13 protein-coding genes are annotated in these 21,680 nt (G+C 70.2%); 11 read left to right on the top strand and 2 right to left on the bottom strand.

Translation table 11 applies throughout. The features are described 5' to 3' along the window. Positions 1–22: 22 nt before the first annotated feature. Positions 23–3,862 (bottom strand): GH92 family glycosyl hydrolase, encoded by a 3,840-nt coding sequence (locus C593_RS0114115; RefSeq protein WP_026277679.1) that lies wholly within the window; start codon positions 3,860–3,862, stop codon positions 23–25. A gap of 507 nt (positions 3,863–4,369) precedes the next feature. Between C593_RS0114115 and ngcE the strand changes: the two genes are divergently transcribed. The 9 genes from ngcE to C593_RS0114070 all read left to right on the top strand — a co-directional run bounded on the left by ngcE (position 4,370) and on the right by C593_RS0114070 (position 16,929). Then, the gene (gene ngcE, locus C593_RS0114110) at positions 4,370–5,821 is read left to right on the top strand and encodes an N-acetylglucosamine/diacetylchitobiose ABC transporter substrate-binding protein (protein WP_018847943.1); all 1,452 of its coding nucleotides are present in this window, start codon (positions 4,370–4,372) and stop codon (positions 5,819–5,821) included. A gap of 30 nt (positions 5,822–5,851) precedes the next feature. Continuing rightward, the gene (locus tag C593_RS0114105) at positions 5,852–6,784 is read left to right on the top strand and encodes a carbohydrate ABC transporter permease (RefSeq protein ID WP_018847942.1); all 933 of its coding nucleotides are present in this window, start codon (positions 5,852–5,854) and stop codon (positions 6,782–6,784) included. Positions 6,785–6,799: 15 nt separating this feature from the next. Continuing rightward, the gene (locus C593_RS0114100) at positions 6,800–7,747 is read left to right on the top strand and encodes a carbohydrate ABC transporter permease (protein ID WP_018847941.1); all 948 of its coding nucleotides are present in this window, start codon (positions 6,800–6,802) and stop codon (positions 7,745–7,747) included. Positions 7,748–8,092: 345 nt separating this feature from the next. Then, on the top strand, positions 8,093–9,301 hold the full coding sequence (locus C593_RS0114095; RefSeq protein ID WP_018847940.1) for an ROK family transcriptional regulator: 1,209 nt from the start codon (positions 8,093–8,095) through the stop codon (positions 9,299–9,301). Between the two features lie 169 nt (positions 9,302–9,470). Continuing rightward, entirely contained in the window at positions 9,471–10,535 is a 1,065-nt protein-coding gene (locus tag C593_RS0114090; protein WP_020610309.1) for a substrate-binding domain-containing protein, read from the top strand. 280 nt (positions 10,536–10,815) lie between these two features. After that, positions 10,816–11,604 carry an ATP-binding cassette domain-containing protein gene (locus C593_RS0114085; protein ID WP_078521498.1) on the top strand — a complete coding sequence of 263 codons (789 nt, stop codon included), beginning with the start codon at positions 10,816–10,818 and terminating at the stop codon, positions 11,602–11,604. Next, a complete protein-coding gene (locus C593_RS0114080) occupies positions 11,601–12,902 on the top strand; it encodes an ABC transporter permease subunit (RefSeq protein ID WP_018847937.1) in 1,302 nt (433 codons plus the stop codon). Before C593_RS0114085 ends, C593_RS0114080 begins: the two co-directional genes overlap by 4 nt. Positions 12,903–13,125: 223 nt before the next feature. Then, entirely contained in the window at positions 13,126–15,090 is a 1,965-nt protein-coding gene (gene dxs / locus C593_RS0114075) for a 1-deoxy-D-xylulose-5-phosphate synthase (protein ID WP_051093685.1), read from the top strand. Between the two features lie 282 nt (positions 15,091–15,372). Beyond that, positions 15,373–16,929 carry an amino acid permease gene (locus C593_RS0114070; protein WP_018847935.1) on the top strand — a complete coding sequence of 519 codons (1,557 nt, stop codon included), beginning with the start codon at positions 15,373–15,375 and terminating at the stop codon, positions 16,927–16,929. A gap of 6 nt (positions 16,930–16,935) precedes the next feature. Here the strand turns inward: C593_RS0114070 and C593_RS29650 are convergent, their stop codons facing one another. Then, positions 16,936–17,733, bottom strand: coding sequence for a hypothetical protein (locus C593_RS29650; RefSeq protein ID WP_158686843.1), 798 nt, complete (start codon positions 17,731–17,733; stop codon positions 16,936–16,938). 266 nt (positions 17,734–17,999) lie between these two features. Between C593_RS29650 and C593_RS0114060 the strand changes: the two genes are divergently transcribed. Together C593_RS0114060 and C593_RS0114055 are read left to right on the top strand one after the other, a co-directional pair. Further along, positions 18,000–19,181, top strand: a complete 1,182-nt coding sequence (locus C593_RS0114060; RefSeq protein WP_018847933.1) for a CapA family protein — start codon at positions 18,000–18,002, stop codon at positions 19,179–19,181. Between the two features lie 255 nt (positions 19,182–19,436). After that, positions 19,437–21,680 (top strand): HAMP domain-containing protein, encoded by a 2,244-nt coding sequence (locus tag C593_RS0114055; RefSeq protein WP_018847932.1) that lies wholly within the window; start codon positions 19,437–19,439, stop codon positions 21,678–21,680.

Raw genomic sequence — 21,680 nt, 5'->3', positions numbered from 1 at the left:
CCTCGCCGTGCGAACCGGCGGCTCAGCCCAGGAGTTCCACCTCCGCCAGCGTGCCCTCGCCGGAGGCGACCAGGCGGTAGTGGGCGTAGCCGGAGCCCGGGCGGTCGACGGTGAAGACGCGGGTCTGGCGGTCCCAGGCGAACCGTTCACCGGCCCGCTTGTCCAGGTCCGTCCAGCGTTCTCCGTCCGCCGAGCCCTGGAGGGTCCAGCCGGCCGGCGCCCTGTCCCGGGCGGCGGAGGTCAGGGTGTACTGGACGACCCGGCTGCCCTCCCTGGCCGGCAGGTCGAGAGTGGTGAACCCGGCCGAAGTCGCCGAGGTGTTGTCCGTGAGCGGGCCCGTGGCGGTGCCCACGTCCTGCCGGGGCGCCGGAACCTTGTCGTCCCGGGTGAGGGACACCGGGGCCGCGTTCCTGCCGGTGCCCCAGGCGGACGGCTCCGGGCCCATCGCGAATTCCAGGGTGCCGCCCTTCGCGATCTCCCTGTGCGGCAGCGCGGTCGAGGTCCAGGTCTTCCCGTTGACCTTCAGGCCCTGGACGTAGATGTTCTTCGCGCTGTTCTCCGGTGCCTTCACGACCAGCTTGCGGCCGTTCTCCAGCTGCACGGTCGCCTTGGTGAACAGGGGCGAGCCGATGGCGTACTCGCCGCTGCCCATCACCAGCGGGTAGAAGCCGAGGGCGGAGAAGAGATACCAGGCCGACTGCTCGCCGTTGTCCTCGTCGCCGTGGATGCCCTGGCCGATCTCGCTGCCGACGTAGAGGCGGGAGAGGACCTCGCGGACCTTCTCCTGCGTCTTCCACGGCTGGGAGGCCGCGTTGTACATGTAGGTGGCGTGGTGGGCGACCTGGTTGGAGTGGCCGTACATGCCCATCCGCACATCCCGGGCCTCGGTCATCTCGTGGATCACCGAGCCGTAGCTGCCCGTGAACTCGGGGGAGGCCGTCTCGGGCGTGGAGAAGTAGGTGTCCAGCTTCTCGCCCAGGCCCGCCCGGCCGCCGTACAGGTTGGCCAGACCCCGGCTGTCCTGCGGGGCGGTGAAGGCGTAGCCCCAGCCGTTGGTCTCCGTGTAGTCGTAGCCCCAGATCCGCGGGTCGTACTGGCCGGACGGCACCCGCCAGTCGCCCTTGAGGCTGCGGCCCTGGAAGAAGCCCGCCTCCTTGTCGAAGAGGGTGACGTATGTGCGGGCCCGGTTGGTGAAGTACTCCGCCTCCTCCCGGTAGCGGTCCTTGCCGGTCTTCTTGTGGAGGGAGCGGGCCATCTCGGCGATGCCGTAGTCGTTGAGGTATCCCTCCAGCGACCAGCTCAGGCCCTCGTGGGTGGAGGTGGAGGCGTAGCCGAGGAACGGTGAGGTCTCCATGCCCTTGCGGCCGACCCCGGAGGACGGCGGGACCACGGTCGCGTTCTTCAGCGCCGCCTCGTACGCGGCCTCCGCGTCGAAGTCCACGCCCTTGACGTGCGCGTCGGCGAAGGCGACGTCCGAACTGGTGCCGGTCATCAGGTCGGCGTAGCCGGGGGAGGACCAGCGGGAGATCCAGCCGCCGTCCTTGTACTGCTGGACGAAGCCGTCGACCAGTTCGCCCGCCTTCTTGGGGGTGAGGAGGGAGTACGCGGGCCAGGTCGTCCGGTAGGTGTCCCAGAAGCCGTTGTTGACGTACACCTTGCCGTCGACCAGTTCGGCGCCGGTGTGGGTCGGGGTGTCCGGGCCGGTCATCGGGGAGAAGGGGCTCGCGTACTGGTACTTCGGGCGGGCCTTGGTGCCCGTGTTCTCGAAACCGGAGTTCGGGTACAGGTAGAGCCGGTACAGGCTGGAGTAGAGGGTGACCAGCTGGTCGTGGGTGGCGCCCTCGACCTTCACCTTGCCCAGCACCCGGTCCCAGGCCGAGCGTGCCTGTGCGCGGACGCGCTCGAAGCGGGCGGAGGCGGGGAGTTCGTCGGCCAGGTTCTTTTTCGCCTGGTCCACGCTGATCAGCGAGGTCGCTATCCGCAGGGTCACCGTCCGGTCCCGGCCGGCGTCGAACCGCATCCGTCCGCTGACGCCCTCGGAGGCGGAGTCGGTCACCGGGGCGTCGAAGACGCCGTGCACGAACAGCCGGGTGGCGCCCGTGGACAGACCGCTCTTGACGTCCGAGAAGCCCGTGAAGGAACGGGTCTTCGGGTCGAGGGTGAGCCCGCCCTCCCGGGTGACGTTGTCGAAGATCACGCTCGCGTCGTCACCGGGGAAGGTGAAGCGCATCATCGCCGCGTGGTCGGTCGGCGCCATCTCGGCCTTCAGGCCGTTCTCGAAGGTGACCGCGTAGTGGTGCGGGCGGGCCGTCTCGTTCTCGTGCCGGAAGGGGAGGGCACGCGCGGTGCGGGAGGTGTCCGGGGTGCCCGCCTCGGCGGACGGCATCACCTGGAAGGTCTGCCGGTCGCCCATCCAGGGGCTCGGTTCGTGGCTGGTGCTGAAGGACTGGAGAGTGGGCAGGTTGTCCGCGTTGTTGCCCCGGGCGTACTCGTACAGCCAGCTCCTGGAGGCCGCGTTGGTCACCGGCGTCCAGAAGTTGAAACCGTGCGGGACGGCGGTGGCGGGGAAGGTGTTGCCTCGGGAGTAGGCGCCGCTGGAGTTGGTGCCCCGGACGGTGGACGCGTAGTCCGCGGGGTGCGCCTGCTTCTTCGGCGGCTGCTCGGGGCGCAGGGTGATGTCGTCCACCCAGCCCTGGAACTTCGCCGGGCCCTTGGGGGAGTCGTAGGCGACGAGGATCCGGTCGACGGTCTTGCCCGCGGCGACGGTGCCGATGCCGGAGGAGACCGCGTTCCACTGGTTGACGTACAGCCGCTTGGCGGCGCCCTGGCCCCGCGGGCTGAGCCCCCCGCCGTGGGAGTCGACCGCGCCGAGGTCGCTGAGGTAGGTGCCGTCGGTGAAGGCGAGGTCCACGGCGACGTGGGTGGCCGGGTAGTCGAGGTCCGTCTCCGCCATCTGCGGGTAGACCTTGTACGAGAGCGCGGTGTCGCGGCGGACCGCCACGTTCACGTCGAAGACCTTGTTGTACGAGTAGGCCCGCCCGTCCGCCCGGTGGGTGCCCGCGTACCGCAGGGCCCGCTTGCCGGTGAAGCCGGCCCCGGCCTTGGCGGTGGGGGAGCCGCTCGGGCCGCGGTCCACCTGGGTGCGCATGTCGTCCGGGGCGGGGGCGCCGGTGTCGCCGTCGGAGAACTGCACGTCGGCGAGCTGGGTGGCCGGACCGCCGTTGTTCTTCGTGATCTCCAGCCGGTAGTGCGCGTACGCGGTGACCTCGGCCGGGTCGCCGATCTCGTACGTCTTCGTCTGGAACCGCCCGGAGAAGGACTCGCCCGCCCGGGTGTCGAGGACGGTCCACTCCTCACCGTCGGCGGAGCCCTTGAGGGTCCAGTCCCCGGGGTCGCGCTCGGCGTGGTCGTTGGCGGAGGTGAGGGCGTAGGCGGCGAGCCTCACCGGCTCTGCGGTGTCGAACTCCAGCCAGGCGGTGGACTCGAAGGTGAGCCACTTGCTGCCGGGCTGGAGGTCGACGAGGTTCTCCTTGGTCTCGCCCGAGCCCGCGTTCTCGCCGCTAGCGCGGACCTCGGTCACCCGGTCGGTGACGTTCCCGGGAATTCCCCCGGCGAATCCGCCGTCCACCCCGGATGCCCGCTTCTCTCCGTCCCTGCCGACTTCGACGGTATTACGCCAGTCGGGCTCTGCTTCGTCGGATTCGAAGGAGGAGCCGAATTCGCGGTCCGCGGTGGGGGATTGTCCCTGCTGTCCGGGGATCGCGACGGCCGCCGAAGGGGCCGTCAACACGAGGATCGAGGCGCTCACCGCCAGGGTGACCGCGCGGATTTGTCGGTGCCGGGGTCGGTGTCTGGGCTGCATCCCGGGTCATTCCTCCTGGGGAAGGTCCGTTGGACAACGTTGTCAGACGGAAAGTGCAGGCTCCAGTAGGTAGGTAAGTGTCGTACGGTGTCAAGGGTGTTGACGGTGCGACCATGGCGGAATCCGCCGTTCCGTGGAGAATGCAGAGGCCGTAAAACGTGCAGACGGGGTCCATGTGTCCGGCGAGGTCTCAACTCGGGAAAGACTGCCGTCCAACCTTGCTTTCGATCTTGCTCCCTCACCGGGAAGTGGACTATACCTGTCGGCGTCCGCATAGCCGTTCCACAAGGTGGCGGGCAGGGGGGACGGCGGCTGCCGTGGTCGTGCGGACCGTCGGCCGTGAATTCGCCCGTTCCCGCCGCCCGCCGTGCACGACCCGAGCTTCACTGCGTTTCCTCTCGGGAAAGCAGCAGCAACTGACCGCGGTGGCGGGGCCCCTTGCCTGAGGCGTACGAGGCGGGCGAACCGGTACACCGCCAGAGTCCTGGAGAAGGCGAGGACTTGAGCATGGGATCCACCTCCACCTCGACCCACACGCACGGCGGCGAGGGCTTCGGCCGGCGTGATCTGATCAAGCGGTCGGCCGCTCTCGGTCTGATCGCCGTGCCCACCATGAGCTTCCTGTCCGCCTGCGCGAGCAGCGGAAGCGGCGACGACCAGGAGAAGCAGAAGGGCGAGGTGACCAAGGACAACCCCTTCGGCGTCGCCAAGGGCGGCACCCTCGACGTCGTCATCTTCAAGGGCGGCTTCGGCGACCAGTACGCCATCGAGTGGGAGAAGCTCTACAAGGCCAAGTGGGGTCCGGAGATCAGCCACCTGGGCACCCAGGAGATCACCGGCAAGCTCCAGCCGCGCTTCAACGCGGGCAACCCGCCGGACGTCGTGGACAACTCCGGCGCCCAGCAGATCAAGCTCGACGTGCTGCACAAGAACGGGCAGCTCGCCGACCTGACCGAACTGCTGGAGGCTCCCGCGCCGGACGACCCGTCCAAGAAGGTCAAGGACATCCTCGTCCCCGGCACCGCCGACAAGGGCTTCATCGGCGGCAAGATGCACTCCCTGAACTACGTCTACACGGTCTGGGGACTCTGGTACTCCGGCAAGCTCTTCCAGGACAAGGGCTGGGAGGTGCCGAAGACCTGGGACGACTTCCTGGCGATCATGCAGGACGCCAAGAAGCAGAAGATCGGCGGCCTCGCCCACCAGGGCAAGCACCCGTACTACGTCAACGTCATGATCATGGACCTGATCGCCAAGACCGGTGGTCTGGACGCCATGAAGGCGATCGACAACCTCGACCCGAAGGCCTTCGTCGGCAGCGACGCGGCCAAGCAGTCGATCGAGGCGATCTACGAGATCGTCGACAAGGGCCTGCTCATGCCCGGCACCAACTCCCTCGACCACATCGAGTCCCAGACCGCCTGGAACGAGGGCAAGGCCGTCTTCATCCCCTCCGGCTCATGGCTGGAGAACGAGCAGCTCAAGCAGACGCCCGAGGGCTTCGACATGAAGTTCCTGCCGATGCCGCTGCTGCCCGGCAGCAAGCTGCCCTTCGAGGCGATCCGCGCCGGCGCCGGCGAGCCCTTCATCGTCCCGGAGAAGGCGAAGAACAAGGCCGGCGGTCTTGAATTCCTGCGCATGATGTGCTCGAAGGAATGGTCGACGAAGTTCGCCCAGGAGGCGAACTCGCTCACCATCGTGCAGGACGGCGTCGACACCACGGTGGAACTCCGCCCCGGCACCAAGTCCGCCATCGAGGCGGTTGAGGCGTGTCCCGTCGACCAGCGTTTCGACTACTTCTACATCAACTGGTACAGCGAGATGGACGAGTCCATCCGCACCGCCTCCGCCGAGCTGATGGCCAAGCGCATTCAGCCCAACGAATGGCTCAAGCGCGCACAGGCGGCGGTCGACAAGGCGGCCAAGGACCCGGCGAGCAAGAACAACAAGCGTCCGTAGCAGAAGCCGGGAAACCAGGGGCAGGGTGCCATGCAACAGGGAAAGTACCGGTTCGTCACCGGATTTCTGATCGTGCCGGTCGCGCTGTACGCGGTCTTCATGATCTGGCCGTACATGCAGACCTTCGGATACTCCTTCACGAACTGGCAGGGCCAGTCGCAGGAGATGAGTTTCGTCGGCTTCGACAACTACACCGCGCTCTTCGCCGACTCGGTGTTCCTGAAGGCCCTGTGGCACAACATCCTGCTCCTGATCTTCCTGCCGATCGCCACCATCCTGCTCGCCCTCTTCTTCGCCTACATGGTGAACGTGGGCGGGCGGGGCGGCTCGGGAGGCATCCGGGGCGTCGCGGGATCGGGGCTCTACAAGATCCTCTTCTTCGTCCCGCACGTCCTGTCCATCGCGATCCTCGCCGTCCTGTGGCGGGCGATCTACCGCGGTGACGTCGCCGGTCTGATCAACGGCGTCTTCGTCAAGCTCGGGCTCTCCGACCCGTCCAGCCCGATCGAATGGCTCAACGAACCCGACCTGGTGCTGTGGTGCGTCGCGTTCGTGCTCCTGTGGTGGGGCGTCGGCTTCTACCTCGTCCTCTTCTCGGCCGCCATGCAGTCGGTCCCCAAGGAGATCTACGAGGCCGCCCTCCTCGACGGCGCGAGCCGCACCCAGTCCTTCTTCAAGGTCACCCTCCCCCTGCTGTGGGACACCGTGCAGACCGCCTGGGTCTATCTCGCGATCCTCGCCATGGACTGCTTCGCGCTCATCTCCGTGATGACGCCCGGCAACAGCTTCGGCGGCGGACCGGACCACAACAGCGAGGTCATGGCGACCTATCTGATGCGTAACTTCCTCTCCTTCGGGAAGAGCGGCTACGCCTGCGCGATGGGCGTGGTGATCCTCGGCCTCACGCTGATCCTGTCCCTCGTCACGCTGCGGATCAGCCGCCGCGAGCGCATCGAATACTGAGCGGGGAACCACGCCATGTCCAACACCCGGATCATCCCCGGCGCCGTCAAGGACGACGCGGTGCCCGGCCAGCGGGACCCCGAGAGCGCGGGCAGGCCGGCCCGCCGTCCGGCCGGCCGCGACAACGAGGGCAGGGTCCTCAACGTCTTCTCCCACGGCTTCCTGATCCTGTGGGCCGTGATGATCGTGCTGCCGCTGTTCTGGCTGCTGCTCGGCTCCTTCAAGACCGACCGCGAGATCGGCTCCAGCGCCTGGTCCTGGCCGTCCAACTGGAACTTCGACGCCTTCGGGCGGGCCTGGGAGAAGGGGATCGGCGACTACTTCGCCAACACCCTGATCGTGCTGGCCTTCTCCATCCCGCTGACCATGCTGCTGGGCGCGATGGCCGCCTACGTCCTGGCGCGTTACGAGTTCCCCGGCAACCGCTTCTTCTACTACTTCTTCGTCGCCGGCGCGATGTTCCCGGTGTACCTCGGCCTCGTGCCGCTGTACTTCCTGGTCGACATGCTCGGCATGCTCAACACCTACCAGGGCCTGATCCTGGTCTACGTCGCCTACTCGCTGCCGTTCACCGTCTTCTTCATGCACGCCTTCTTCCGGACGCTGCCGACGGCCATACACGAGGCGGCGGTCATCGACGGCGCCTCGCACACCCGGATCTTCTTCCAGGTGATGGTCCCCATGGCGAAGCCGGGCCTGCTGAGCGTCGGCATCTTCAACGTGCTGGGCCAGTGGAACCAGTACATCCTCCCGATGACCCTGATGCAGCAGCAGAGCGGCTTCGACAAGGACCGATCGGTCCTCACCCAGGGACTGGTCCTCCTCAACCAGCAGCAGGGGTACGAGGGCGATCTGCCGGTGATCTTCGCCGGTATGACGATCGCGATGCTGCCGGTGATCGTGGTCTACCTCTCCTTCCAGCGCCAGGTGCAGTCCGGTCTGACGGCCGGCACCCTGAAGTGACACCGGGGCTCCGGAGCCCCAGCCGCCGCGTGACACCGGAGCCCCTGCCGCCGGGGGCCCGGGGCCCCGGAGCCCCAGCCGCCAGTGCCGCCCGTGCCGTCCGGTCCGATACCGGACGGCACGGGCGCGCCGCGTTTCCGGCCGTTCCCGTCGCCGGGACCCGTACTCGTCGGCCGCCGCAGAGCTGTGCTCATCGGAGGATGCGCCCGCTCAAGGTCTTGACGGAATAACCCCCTGGGAGTTGAACTCAGAGTTCAATAGTTGGAGATAGCCGGGAAGCCATGGCGCGATCCCGGCCGGGGGCGGCCGTCGCGCCGCCCGCCGGGGGCAGGAGTGGATGAGTCGATGGAGACTCCGGGATCGCAGACGTCTCTGCACCGGGCCAACCTGGAGCGTGTCGTGCGCGCGGTGCGCATGGCGGGTTCGCTGACACAGGCGGAGATCGCCAGAACCACCGGCCTCTCCGCGGCCACGGTCTCCAACATCGTGCGGGAGCTGAAGGACGGCGGCACGGTCGAGGTGACGCCCACCTCGGCGGGCGGCCGCCGGGCCCGCAGCGTCTCGCTCAGCGGTGACGCGGGCATCGTGATCGGCGTCGACTTCGGCCACACCCATCTGCGCGTCGCCATCGGCAACCTCGCCCACCAGGTGCTGGCGGAGGAGGCGGAGCCGCTGGACGTGGACGCCTCGTCCGCGCAGGGCTTCGGCCGGGCCGAGGCCCTGGTCAACCGGCTCGCTCAGACCACCGGCATCGGCCGGGACAAGGTCATCGGCGTCGGCCTCGGCGTCCCGGGACCCATCGACGTGGAGTCCGGCACCCTGGGCTCGACCGCCATCCTCCCGGGCTGGACCGGCATCAACCCCAGCGAGGAGCTCTCCGCCCGCCTCGGCGTGCCCGTCTACGTGGACAACGACGCCAACCTCGGCGCCCTCGGCGAGATGGTCTGGGGGGCGGGCCGGGGCGCCAAGGACCTGGCCTACATCAAGGTCGCCAGCGGTGTCGGCGCCGGCCTGGTGATAGACGGCCAGATCTACCGCGGCCCCGGCGGCACGGCCGGCGAGATCGGGCACATCACCCTCGACGAGTCCGGCCCGGTCTGCCGCTGCGGCAACCGCGGCTGCCTGGAGACCTTCGCTGCGGCCCGCTATGTGCTGCCGCTGCTCCAGCCCAGCTACGGCGGGGACCTCACCATGGAACGGGTCGTCCAGCTGGCCCGCGAGGGCGATCCCGGCTGCCGGCGCGTGGTCGCGGACGTCGGCCGCCACATCGGCAGCGGCGTGGCCAACCTGTGCAACCTGCTCAACCCGAGCCGGGTGGTGCTCGGCGGCGATCTGGCCGAGGCCGGCGAGCTGGTGCTCGGGCCCATAAGGGAGTCCGTGTCCCGGTACGCCATCCCCAGCGCCGCCCGGCAGCTCGCCGTGGCCCCCGGGGCCCTGGGCGGGCGTGCCGAGGTGCTGGGCGCACTGGCCCTGGTGCTCAGCGAGATGGGCGATTCGACGCTTCTGCACGGTGGGGACGGTGCCGTGAACACCGCCGTGCCCGCCTTCACTTAGATAACGAATGGCACCGTTGTCATCTCGTTAAGGATTTACTCCTTGACGCTGATGGCGGGGCCGAGTTGACTTCCAGCCACCTCGGCCGCAGCGACGCGGCCTCGTCAGGGAGGTTTACATCGTGAACGCACATCTGCGTCGTGCCGCCGTAGCTGTCGCCGCCTCGGCCATGGCCGTCTCGCTCGCGGCCTGTGGCAGCGCCAAGGAGTCCGGCGACAGCGCCTCGGAGTCCTCCGCGAAGAAGGGCGACGACCTCACGATCGGTCTGCTCCTGCCGGAGAACCAGACCGCGCGCTACGAGAAGTTCGACAAGCCGCTCATCGAGAAGAAGATCAGCGAGCTGACCGACGGCAAGGCCGAGGTCGTCTACGCCAACGCGAAGCAGGACGCCACGCTGCAGGCGCAGCAGGTCGACACCATGATCACCAACAAGGTCGACGCACTGATCCTGGACGCGGTGGACGCGAAGGCGGTCGCCGGCAGCGTCAAGAAGGCGAAGGACGCCGGCATTCCGGTCGTGGCCTTCGACCGCCTCGCCGAGGGCCCGATCGACGCCTACACCTCCTTCGACAACGAGGAGGTCGGCAAGGTCCAGGGCAAGGCGCTGGTCGAGGCGCTCGGCGACAAGGCCGGGGACGGCCAGATCGTGATGATGAACGGAGCGATCACCGACCCGAACGCCGCTCTGTTCAAGAGGGGCGCGCACGCCGAGCTGGACGGCAAGGTGACCGTCGGCAAGGAGTACGACACCAAGGAGTGGAAGCCCGAGAACGCCAACGCCAACATGGAGGCGGCGATCTCGGCCATCGGCAAGGACAAGCTGGTCGGGGTCTACTCCGCCAACGACGGCATGGCGGGCGGCATCATCACCGCCCTCAAGGCCGCCGGCGTCTCCCCGCTGCCGCCGGTCACCGGCCAGGACGCGGAGCTCGCCGGTGTGCAGCGCATCGTCGCGGGCGAGCAGTTCATGAGCGTCTACAAGCCGTACGCGCCGGAGGCCGCCGCCGCGGCCGAGATGGCCGTCGCGCTGGCCAAGGGCGAGTCGCTCGACTCCATCGCCAAGGAGAAGGTCGACAGCCCGACCACCAAGGGCGTCCCGTCGGTGCTCGTCCCGGTCGTCTCGCTGACCAAGGAGAACATCCAGGACACCGTGATCAAGGACGGCGTCTACACCGCCCAGGAGATCTGCACGCCGAAGTTCAAGGCGGCGTGCGACGAGCTGGGCCTGAAGTAGCCCGGCCGCCGGCTCCGGCCGGCACGCTCGGGACGCGCGCGCCGCGTTCCGGGGCCGCTCGCGGAACTCCTCGGACCCCGGCCGGGAGGCTCCGCACAGCCCGGGACCACACCGTCCCGCAGAAACCTTCCGGTGCCCCGCTCCGCCCTCAGCCCCCGCTGCGGGGCGGGGCACCGGAAGGAACGTTTCGCGCGGCACAGCCGCCGTCCACCCCCTACTCTGCTCAGCCACCGCGCCGCCTGCCCGGCGCGGCATCCCCGCCGGTCAGGCGGCGAAGGAGATGGTTCACGTGTCCGCTACGCCCGTGTTGGCGTTGCGCGGGGTCTCCAAGCGGTTCGGTGCCGTCCAGGCGCTCACCGACGTAGAGCTTGAGGTCCACGCCGGTGAGGTGGTCGCCCTGGTCGGCGACAACGGCGCCGGAAAGTCCACGCTGGTCAAGACGATCGCCGGCGTGCATCCCATCGACGAGGGCGCGATCGAGTGGGAGGGCCGCAAGGTCTCCATCACCCGCCCGCACGACGCCCAGCACCTGGGGATCGCGACCGTCTACCAGGACCTCGCGCTCTGCGACAACATCGACGTCGTCGGCAACCTCTACCTCGGCCGCGAGCTCCGCAAGCGCGGGGTGCTCGACGAGGTCGAGATGGAGCGCCGCGCCCTCGAACTGCTGAAGACGCTGTCGATCCGCATCCCCAGCGTCCGCATCCCGATCGCGTCGCTCTCCGGCGGTCAGCGCCAGACCGTCGCCATCGCCCGGTCGATGCTCGGCGAGCCCAAGCTCGTCATCCTCGACGAGCCCACCGCCGCCCTCGGCGTCGAGCAGACCGCACAGGTGCTCGACCTGGTGGAGCGGCTGCGCGAGCGCGGCCACGCCGTCATCCTCATCAGCCACAACATGGCCGACGTCAAGGCCGTCGCCGACAAGGTCGCGGTGCTGCGCCTCGGCCGGAACAACGGCGTGTTCGAGGTCAAGTCGACCTCGCAGGAAGAGATCATCTCCGCCATCACCGGCGCCACGGACAACGCCGTGACCCGCCGTGCGGCGCGCAACGCGGAGGTCCAGAAGTGACCAGTCCCGACAAGACCACGGGTGAGGCCACGACCGCCGACACCCCGGTCGGCAACCCGGAGGCCGCCCACGACGCGCTCACCGCCGTCGACCCCCGCCTCCTCGTGCGCGAGCAGGGCCTCAAGGGCTACGTCTCCGAGTTCAAGCGCAAGATGCACGCCGGGGACCTGGGTTCGATCCCGGTCGTCGTCGGCCTCGTCGTCATCGCGGTGATCTTCCAGATCCTGAACTCGAACTTCCTCTCCGCGAAGAACCTCACCGACATCGCCGTCACCATGGTCGGTACGGGCATGATCGCCGTCGGCATCATCTTCGTGCTGCTGCTCGGCGAGATCGACCTCTCCGTCGGCTCGGTCAGCGGTGTCTCGGGCGCGATCGTGGCGGTGCTCAGCGTCACCCACGGGATGAACGAGTGGCTCGCGCTGCTGGTGGCCCTGGTCTCCGGCGCCGCCATCGGAGCCCTGCACGGCTTCTTCTTCGCCCGGCTCGGGGCGCCCGCCTTCGCCGTCACCCTGGCGGGCCTGCTGTTCTGGCTGGGCTTCATGCTCCAGCTGCTCGGTGAGACCGGCACCATCAACCTCGACGGCGACGGCGTGGTGGGACAGCTCACCACGTACTACTTCAGCGACATCGCCGCCGCCTACGGCCTCGCCGCGATCGCCGTGGCCGTCTTCTTCCTCACCTCCTTCCTGGACAACCGTCGCCGGGAGGCCGTCAACATCGCCTCCCGGCCGCTCTCCGACATCGTCCTGCGCACCGCCGTCCTCGCGGTGATCGCCTTCGCGGCGGCCTTCATGTTCAACCAGTACCGGGGGCTGCCGCTCGCCCTGGTGCTGTTCCTGGCCGTCCTGCTGATCACGGACTTCGTGCTCCGCCGCACCGCCTACGGCCGGAAGGTCTTCGCCCTGGGCGGCAGCGTCGAGGCGTCGCGCCGTGCCGGTATCAACGTCACCGCCGTACGGATCTCCGTCTTCGCGATCGCCGGCTTCTTCGCCGCCGTCGGCGGCATCTTCTGGGCGTCCAAGATCGCCGCCGCCAACCAGAGCGCCGGCGCGGGCGACCTGCTGATGAACGTCATCGCCGCCGCCGTGATCGGCGGCACCAGCCTCTTCGGCGGCCGGGGCCGCACCTGGAACGCCCTGCTCGGCGCCATGGTGATCGTCTCCATCCAGTACGGCCTCGCCCTGGAGGGCATCGCCACACCGGTGGTGTACATGATCACCGGCGGGGTGCTGCTCGCCACCGTCGTGATCGACTCCGTCACGCGCAAGACGCAGAGGACCGCGGGCCGCGCCTGACCGCTCCCGGCGCCACCCCGTGCCCGGCACCGCCCGACGGTGCCGGGCACGGGCTTTCGCGTGTCGCGCGCCGGGGCCGCTCCCCGCCCCGGTCACCGCCGTCTCCGTGCCACGGCCGTGACACAGAACGCACGTCCGGATGACCAAGATCGCGGCCGGAACACTAGACTCGGGCAATCGGCACGCTCGATCAGCTCGATCAGCTCGAATGCAAGGAGGCAGAGTGACGCAGCCGCGCGAAGCGCGTCCTACCCGGGCGGTGGCGGGCGACGAGCCGGGACTCCTGTCCCGCATCACGGGTCCGCGCGACCTGGACCGGCTCGCCCCCGAGGAGCTGGAGCACCTGGCCGCGGAGATCCGCACCTTCCTGGTCGACGCCGTCTCCAAGACCGGCGGCCACCTCGGGCCGAACCTCGGCGTCGTGGAGCTGACCATCGCGCTCCACCGTGTCTTCGACTCCCCCCGGGACAAAGTCCTGTGGGACACCGGCCACCAGAGCTACGTCCACAAGCTGCTCACCGGACGCCAGGACTTCTCGAAGCTCAAGATGAAGGGCGGCCTCTCCGGCTACCCCTCGCAGGCAGAGTCCGCCCACGACGTCATCGAGAACTCGCACGCCTCCACCGTCCTCGGCTGGGCCGACGGACTCGCCAAGGCCAACGAGATCCTCCGCAAGGACGACCACGTCGTCGCCGTCATCGGTGACGGCGCGCTCACCGGCGGCATGGCCTGGGAGGCGCTGAACAACATCGCCGCCGCCAAGGACCGCCCCCTGGTGATCGTCGTCAACGACAACGAGCGCTCCTACGCGCCCACCATCGGCGGCCTCGCCAACCACCTGGCCACCCTGCGCACCACCGACGGCTACGAGCGCTTCCTCGCCCGCGGCAAGGACATTCTGGAGCGGACCCCCGTCGTCGGGAGGCCGCTCTACGAGACCCTGCACGGCGCCAAGAAGGGCCTCAAGGACTTCATCGCCCCCCAGGGCATGTTCGAGGACCTCGGCCTGAAGTACGTCGGCCCGATCGACGGCCACGACATCGAGGCCCTGGAGTCCGCCCTCGCCCGCGCCAAGCGCTTCGGCGGCCCGGTCATCGTGCACTGCCTCACCGAGAAGGGCCGCGGCTACCAGCCCGCCCTCGCGGACGAGGCGGACCGCTTCCACGCCGTCGGCAAGATCCACCCCGACACCGGTCTGCCGATCTCGTCCTCCGGGCTCGACTGGACCTCCGTCTTCGGCGAGGAGATGGTCAAGCTCGGCCGGGAGCGCGAGGACCTCGTCGCCATCACGGCGGCGATGCTCCAGCCCGTCGGCCTGGACCGGTTCGCCAAGGAGTTCCCCGAGCGGGTCTTCGACGTGGGCATCGCCGAGCAGCACGGCGCGGTCTCCGCGGCCGGCCTCGCCACCGGCGGACTCCACCCGGTCTTCGCGGTCTACGCGACCTTCCTCAACCGCGCCTTCGACCAGGTCCTGATGGACGTGGCCCTGCACCGCTGCGGTGTCACCTTCGTCCTGGACCGTGCCGGTATCACGGGCACCGACGGCGCCTCGCACAACGGTATGTGGGACATGTCGATCCTTCAGGTCGTCCCCGGCCTGCGGATCGCCGCCCCGCGCGACGCCGACCAGGTCCGCGCCCAGCTGCGCGAGGCCGTCCTGGTGGACGACGCGCCGACCGTGGTGCGCTTCTCCAAGGGCGCGGTCGGCCCGGCGGTCCAGGCCGTGGGCACCGTGGGCGGGATGGACGTACTGCGGCACCCCGGCAGCGACCGGCCGGACGTCCTCCTGGTCTCGGTGGGCGCGCTGGCGCCCATGTGCCTGGAGATCGCGGACCTGCTCGACGCCCAGGGGATCTCGGCCACCGTGGTCGACCCGCGCTGGGTCAAGCCGGTCGACGAGGCCCTCGCCCCGCTCGCCGCGCGGCACCGCGTCGTCGTCACCGTCGAGGACAACAGCCGTGCCGGCGGCGTCGGTTCCGCGATCGCGCAGTCCCTGCGCGACGCGGCCGTGGATGTGCCGCTGCGCGACTTCGGCATCCCGCCGCGCTTCCTGGACCACGCCTCCCGCAAGGAGGTCATGGCGGAGATCGGGCTCACCGCGCCGGACATCGCCCGTCAGGTGACCGGTCTGGTCTCCACGCTCGACGGGCGCGTCGACAGCGCCGCCGTCGAGCCCGTGCGCGACTGACCCCGGGGCGCGCGCAGCCTCCTCGCACCACCCCGCCGGGGCGGGTGCGCCCGGACATGACCCGTCCGGACGCACCCGCCCCGGCTCGTTTCCCACCCCTCGCCCCCAGGGGCCCGTCGGCGGGATGGACGGACGGGGTCGACGAGATGCGGCCCCCGGCAGCGGGACCACCGTGCAAGGGTGGTCCCACCGGCCCATTCGGCCGAACGAAGACGCTTGGGTGCTCCGCGGACCGGCGACCGTCCCGATCATGGCGGGGACGACAAGCGCGGAGGTGCAGCGGTGAGTACGAGTACCGACCCAGGGGGCGGCAGGAGAGGGGCCTTCCGGACCAAATCGGTCGAGCAGTCGATCCGGGACACGGAAGAGCCGGAGCACAGGCTCAAGAAGTCCCTCTCGGCGCTGGACCTCACGGTCTTCGGTGTGGGCGTGATCATCGGGACGGGCATCTTCGTCCTCACCGGTGCCGTCGCCAAGGAGACCGCCGGCCCGGCGACCGCCATCGCGTTCGTCGTCGCCGGTGTCGTCTGCGCCCTCGCGGCGCTGTGCTACGCCGAGTTCGCCTCGACCGTGCCGGTCGCCGGTTCCGCGTACACCTTCTCGTACGCCTCCCTCGGCGAGCTGCCCGCCTGGATCATCGGCTGGGACCTGGTACTGGAGTTCGCCCTCGGCACGGCGGTGGTCGCGGTCGGCTGGTCGGGGTACGTACGGTCACTGCTGGACAACGCGGACTGGCACCTGCCCGCGGCGCTGGAGGGCCCGGACGCGCCGGGCGGCACCTTCGACCTGCTGGCCTTCCTGCTGATCCTGCTGCTGACCGTCATCCTCGTCGCCGGCATGAAGCTCTCCGCCCGCATCACGGCCCTCGTCGTCGCGATCAAGGTGACCGTGGTCCTCATCGTCATCGTCGCGGGCCTGTTCTTCATCAAGGCCGACAACTACTCGCCGTTCATCCCCGAGGCCGAGGGACAGGCCTCCGGATCCGGCTGGGACGCGCCCCTGGTGCAGCTGATGTTCGGCTACGAGCCGACCAACTTCGGCATCATGGGCATCTTCACGGCCGCCTCCATCGTCTTCTTCGCCTTCATCGGCTTCGACGTGGTGGCCACCGCGGCCGAGGAGACCAAGCTGCCGCAGCGCGACATGCCCCGCGGCATCCTCGGCTCCCTGTTCGTCTGCACGGTGCTCTACGTGGCCGTCTCCCTGGTGGTGACGGGCATGCAGCACTACAGCGAACTGTCGGTCACCGCACCACTCGCGGACGCCTTCAAGGCGGTGGGCCATCCGTTCTACGCGGGTGTGATCAGCTTCGGGGCCGCGGTCGGTCTGACGACGGTGTGCATGATCCTGCTGCTCGGCCAGACCCGGGTGTTCTTCGCGATGAGCCGTGACGGGCTGCTGCCCCGGTTCTTCTCCGTGACCCACCCGAAGTTCGGAACCCCGTACCGGCCGACCATCCTGCTCGGTGTGGTCATCGCCGTCGTCGCCGGCTTCACCAGCATCAACGAGCTGGCCGCCCTGGTGAACATCGGCACCCTGTTCGCCTTCGTCGTCGTCGCGCTCGGCGTGATCATCCTGCGGCGCACGCGGCCCGACCTGCCCCGGGCCTTCCGCACCCCGTGGGTCCCGGTGCTGCCGGTCGTGTCGATCGCCGCCTCGGTGTGGCTGATGCTCAACCTGCCCAGCGAGACCTGGTTCCGCTTCGCCGTGTGGATGGCGCTCGGTGTCGTCGTCTACCTCCTGTACGGGCGCCGGCACAGCCGGCTGGGCAAGGCGTCGGCGGGCCCGCAGGGGCCGTCCGGCCCCGCCGGACCGCCGACGGCGGACGCCCCCCGGTAGGAGGTGTCAGTCCCGCGGGCCGCGGGGTGGACGGGCCGCCCACTCGCCGGTCAGCACGGCGATCGCGTCGAGCGCCGCGCGTCCCTCGTCCTCCCGGGTGCGTGCCGCACGGCTGAGTTCCAGGTGCAGGAAGGGCGTCCCGGCGGCCGCCGCGGCTCTGCCCTGGACGTTGCTCCGCCCCTCCAGCGGGCAGTCGCGGACCCAGGCCCGGCACACCGTGAAGTCCCGCTCGCGCAGGGCGTCGGCGAGGACCCGGCCGTCGGCGCGGCCCTCGTCGCCCCTGCCCGTCGAGGCGACCATGTCGTGGTCCGGGACGGAGGAGGGCGCGAAGCCGTGCAGTTGCAGGGCGGGCAGGCCCCGGCGGAAGAGTTCCGCGCAGACCGCGTGGAAGACGGTGTCCCGCCGGTGGGCCACGTCCGCCGCGTCGCCCCGGCCCGCCTCGCGATGGGCGCCCGCGACGACCAGGACGCCGCCCGGCGCACCGCGCAGCACGTCGACCCCGAGCTTCTCGGTCCCGCTGTCGGCGCGCGGATGGGGCACGTGGACCGCCCAGCGCGCGGGGGAGTCCAGGGGGACGTAGACCCGGCCCCAGCCCCGGGGGGAACGGGCCGACTCGCTGCGGTCGGCGACCTCCGCGTACCGGCGGCCGTCCGCGCGGTCGACGACCGTGCGGATCTCCATGTCGACATCGGCGAGCCGCTCGGCCGCCTGTTCACGGCGGCCGTCGAGCAGCAGGCCCACCCCGGCGGCGACCGCCGTGCGGTCCTCGCGGCCGGGCCGCCGGTAGCCGGTGTCCTCGTCCATGCCGGCGGTCCACCGGGTCACGCGGTCGGAGAGGTCGACGCCGTCCGTCGGCCCGGACCCGGGGCCCTGGCCCGTTTCCGAGCTGCCGCCGCTACCGCCCCCGGGGCGCCCGGACGGCTCCTCACGGGCCGCGAAGCCGGCCCACAAGCCGACGCAGACAAGTGTGACAAGTACCACGCCTGTCACAATCGTTACTGTTTTTGTCCGCTTCATGGTCATCGTCGTACGAAGATATCTTGGTGAAGAGAACAGCCCCGCGCCGGTCGGTGACGACCGGTCTTACCGCGCTCGCGCTCCTCGCCGGCCTCTCCGCCTGCGGCCCCTCCGGCGACGACGACACGTCCTCCGCGGCAGGGACCTCCGCCCGCAACTTCACCGTGGCGGCGTCCGGGGACATCCTCATCCACCCCCAGCTCGTCGAGCAGGCCCGCAAGGACGCCAAGCGCACCGGCAAGGGCACCGCGGGCCTCGACTTCGGACCGCTGATGGCCGGAGTCACCCCCGTCGTCAGCAAGGCGGACCTGGGCATCTGCCACTTCGAGCCGGTCGTGGGCAAGCCGGAGGGGCCCTTCGAGAGCTTCCCCGCCTTCCTCGTCCCGCCGCAGATCACCACCGCCGTCAAGGACGCCGGGTACGACACCTGCTCCACCGCCTCGAACCACACCCTGGACCACGGCTACCCCGGAGTCGTCCGGACCCTGGACGCCCTCGACAAGGCCGGCCTCAAGCACACCGGATCGGCCCGCAGCGCGGCCGAGGCCGCCAAGCCCCTGGTCATGGACGTCAAGGGCGTCAAGGTCGCCCAGCTCGCCTACACCCTCGGCTTCAACGGCAACGAACTGCCGGCGGACAAGCCCTGGGCCGCCAACCTGACCGACCTCGACCGGATCACGGCGGCCGAGAAGGCCGCCCGCGAGGCCGGTGCGGAGGTGGTGATCCTCAGCATCCACTGGGGCCGCGAGAACTGGTCCAACCCCAACCGCTCCCAGCTCCGCCTCGGCCGGCAGATCGCCGAGAAGACCGGGATCGACCTGGTCGTCGGCCACCACGCCCATGTCGTCCAGCCGATGGAGAAGGTCGACGGGACCTGGATCGCCTACGGCCTCGGCAACCACGTCGCCCGGCACGACGTGCCCACCGGGCTGACCGAGGAAGGCGCCATCGGCTGGTTCGAGTTCACCGAACGGGACGGCGGCTGGGACGTGCGGGCCAAGTTCGCGCCGACCTTCGTCGACATCCCGCCGGACCCGGACGAGTCCGGCAACCTGCCCGAGGGGGTCGTCGAGGACCACCGCCTCCTCGACCTCGCCACCGCCCTGCGCGACCCCGACAAGCTGAGCGACCAGCAGCGCTCCCGCTACCGCCTCGCCTTCGAGCGCATCGCCGGGACCATGCTCAACCGGGGCGCCGCCGACCACGGACTGGAGCCGCTCCAGCCGCTTCCCTAGGGTCCGGCCGGCGCACGGCCCCGGACGCCCCCGCGGCGCGGGGACCTGTCGCCTTGATCACATTCGCCGGTCCCCCACAACCCTTCGGCCCGTCGGACGGTCCCATCCTGGGGCCGGGGCCGACACACGCCCCCGCCCCCTCGTCCAGCCATCCACCGCGCGCACCGGCGCGCACCACGCAGCCCATCCCGGAGAGGAGCCCTCGTGGCCGCTTCGCCCACGAAGCGGCGGCACAAAGTCCGCCGAAGGGCAGACATGTCCCTGCTCGGCGGCATACGTCCGCCCATAGCCGTGCTGTCGGTCCTGCTGCTCGCCCTGGCGGGCGTCACCGCCCTTTCCCTCGGACGCGTGGACAACCGCAGCGTCCCCGAGGCCGTGCTCACCTCCCAGCAGCACTTCGCCGAGGACGGCGCGATCGCCATGCGCGCCTCCATCGACGAGAGCGTCACCGACCTGACGCGCACCACCGAGCTGTTCAACGCCGGTGAGCCGGTGCCCGCCGACGCCGTCCTCGACAAGCTCGGCAGCGTGTACCAGAAGTGGCTCGGCACGGCCGTCGTCGAGATCTCCTCCGGAAAGCTGCTCGCCGCCCGCGGCGAGAACGTGCCCCTGACCGCGATCGACCGCGAGGCACTCCGCGGCGAGCAGGGCCTCGCACCCCGCATGGTCAGACTGCCCAACGGCGAGACGCGCATGCTCTCCTTCGGGCTGCTCAACTGGAAGGGCGAGCCCCAGAAGCTCCTGGTCGCCTCCAGCGGACTGAAGTTCCCCGGCATCAGCCTCGGCAAGTTCCGGGCCATCGCCGTGATCGACCCGGAGGGCCACGTCCTCAGCCAGGACGGCATCCCCGAGCCCGAACAGGTCGTCTCCGACTACCAGCGCAAGGTCATCGCCCACTCCCGCAAGCAGCTCAAGCAGTTCGCCGCCACCGCCGCCGAACGCGCCAAGGAACACCCGCTGAAGGCCAAGGAGCCCGGCTCCGGCGGCTTCAAGGGCGTCAGCGGCAGCCTCGTCGGCGGGCTCCAGTCCGGTGACCGCTCCATCGCGGGCTACGCCACCCTCGCCGCCCCCGAGGCCGGCGAGACCACCGTCGCCACCGGGCTCGGCCTCACCGTCGTCGCCATGGTCGAGGTCGCCGAGTCGTCCTCCGCCGTCGACAGCCCCTTCTTCGGCGTCGCCGCCGCCGGGGCGCTGCTGCTGATCGGCGGCGTCACCGTCGCCCTGCTCATCAGCACCGTCCAGCGGCCGCTGCTCCGGCTGTTCCTGGAGAGCCGGCGGCTCACCCGCGGCGATCTGACCCGGCCCGTGACCGTGCCCCGCCGGGGCGAGGCGGCCCGGATCGGCGACGCCCTGGAACGCCTGCGGCTGCGCCTGCTCGGCGAACCCGTGCCCGAGGCCGCGCGCCGCCGCCGCATCGGGGCGCGCAGCCTGCTCGTCGTGGCCGGTGTGCTGCTGCTCGTCTGGTGCGCCCCGCTCCTGCTGCTGCTCAACCGCGCCGGCGACTCCGTCGTGGTGCCCCAGCAAGTCGTCAACGACCAGCGCGAGCGGACCGACACCCTCACCGACCGGGTGCGCCGCGCCCTCAACGAGGGCCACGCCGACCTGGTGTCCGTCGCCACCCTCATCGGCGACCGCACCCGGCCCGAGGACATGACCGAGGTCCTGGAACGCACCGGGAACCAGCACCTGCGCTACGAGTCGCTGTACGTCCTCGACGCCGACGGCGAGGTCCTCGCCGAGACGGGCGCCGACCCGCGCAGCCCCGGCGGCCAGGGGCCGTCCGACCAGCTCGTCCGCATCCTCGACGAGGACAGCGACGAGCCGGTGGTCGTGGCCACCGCCGAGATCCCCGGACGCCAGGGCGCGGCCGTGATCGGTGAGTTCCGCATCGACTTCCTCAACTCGCTCCTCAAGCGGCCGGGCCTCGGCACGGTCCGCGTGGTGGACGCCGAGCGCCGGGTGATCGCGGGCAACACCGGGTACCGGGCGTTCCAGGAGCTGCCCAACGACCGCCTCGACGCCCTGGTCCAGGGCACCAACCAGAAGGTCGGCATGAGCCCCCGGCCCAGCGGTGTCCTCTACCGCGACGGCGGGGACATCCAGATCGCCGCGGCAGCCCCCTTCGTCGGCGGCGGCACCGCCAAGTCCCTGGGCTGGTCGGTCGTCAGCTGGCAGTCCGCCTCCGGCCTCGCGATCGACGAGTACGACCTGCAGAACCGGACCGTCCTCGCGGGTCTCCTCGGCGCCACCGCCGCGGCCGCCTGCCTCGGCTGGCTCTACATCGTCGTCGTCCGCCCGCTGCGGGTCCTGGCCGACCAGGCCGAGGCGCTCGCCGACGGCGACCGCCGCACCGTCCTCTACCCGCGCCACCACGACGAGGTCGGCGCCGTCGTCCGCAGCCTGGAGCTGATCCGGCAGCAGCTGCCCGCCGGCCAGCGCAAGGCCGAGAAGGCCGGCAAGTCCGGCGACACGGCGTCCCACCCCGCCGGAAGGAACTGA

The organism is Streptomyces sp. CNT372, assembly GCF_000377145.1.
Note: the sequence above shows the minus strand (reverse complement) of the source record. Positions and strands in the feature narration are given on the sequence as shown.

Excerpts from the sequence above, each read along its gene's own strand:
- C593_RS0114115 (WP_026277679.1), bottom strand. The coding sequence starts at position 3,862 with ATGCAGCCCAGACACCGACCCCGGCACCGACAAATCCGCGCGGTCACC.
- ngcE (WP_018847943.1), top strand. The coding sequence starts at position 4,370 with ATGGGATCCACCTCCACCTCGACCCACACGCACGGCGGCGAGGGCTTC.
- C593_RS0114105 (WP_018847942.1), top strand. The coding sequence starts at position 5,852 with ATGCAACAGGGAAAGTACCGGTTCGTCACCGGATTTCTGATCGTGCCG.
- C593_RS0114100 (WP_018847941.1), top strand. The coding sequence starts at position 6,800 with ATGTCCAACACCCGGATCATCCCCGGCGCCGTCAAGGACGACGCGGTG.
- C593_RS0114095 (WP_018847940.1), top strand. The coding sequence starts at position 8,093 with ATGGAGACTCCGGGATCGCAGACGTCTCTGCACCGGGCCAACCTGGAG.
- C593_RS0114090 (WP_020610309.1), top strand. The coding sequence starts at position 9,471 with ATGGCCGTCTCGCTCGCGGCCTGTGGCAGCGCCAAGGAGTCCGGCGAC.
- C593_RS0114085 (WP_078521498.1), top strand. The coding sequence starts at position 10,816 with ATGGTTCACGTGTCCGCTACGCCCGTGTTGGCGTTGCGCGGGGTCTCC.
- C593_RS29650 (WP_158686843.1), bottom strand. The coding sequence starts at position 17,733 with ATGGACGAGGACACCGGCTACCGGCGGCCCGGCCGCGAGGACCGCACG.
- C593_RS0114055 (WP_018847932.1), top strand. The coding sequence starts at position 19,437 with ATGTCCCTGCTCGGCGGCATACGTCCGCCCATAGCCGTGCTGTCGGTC.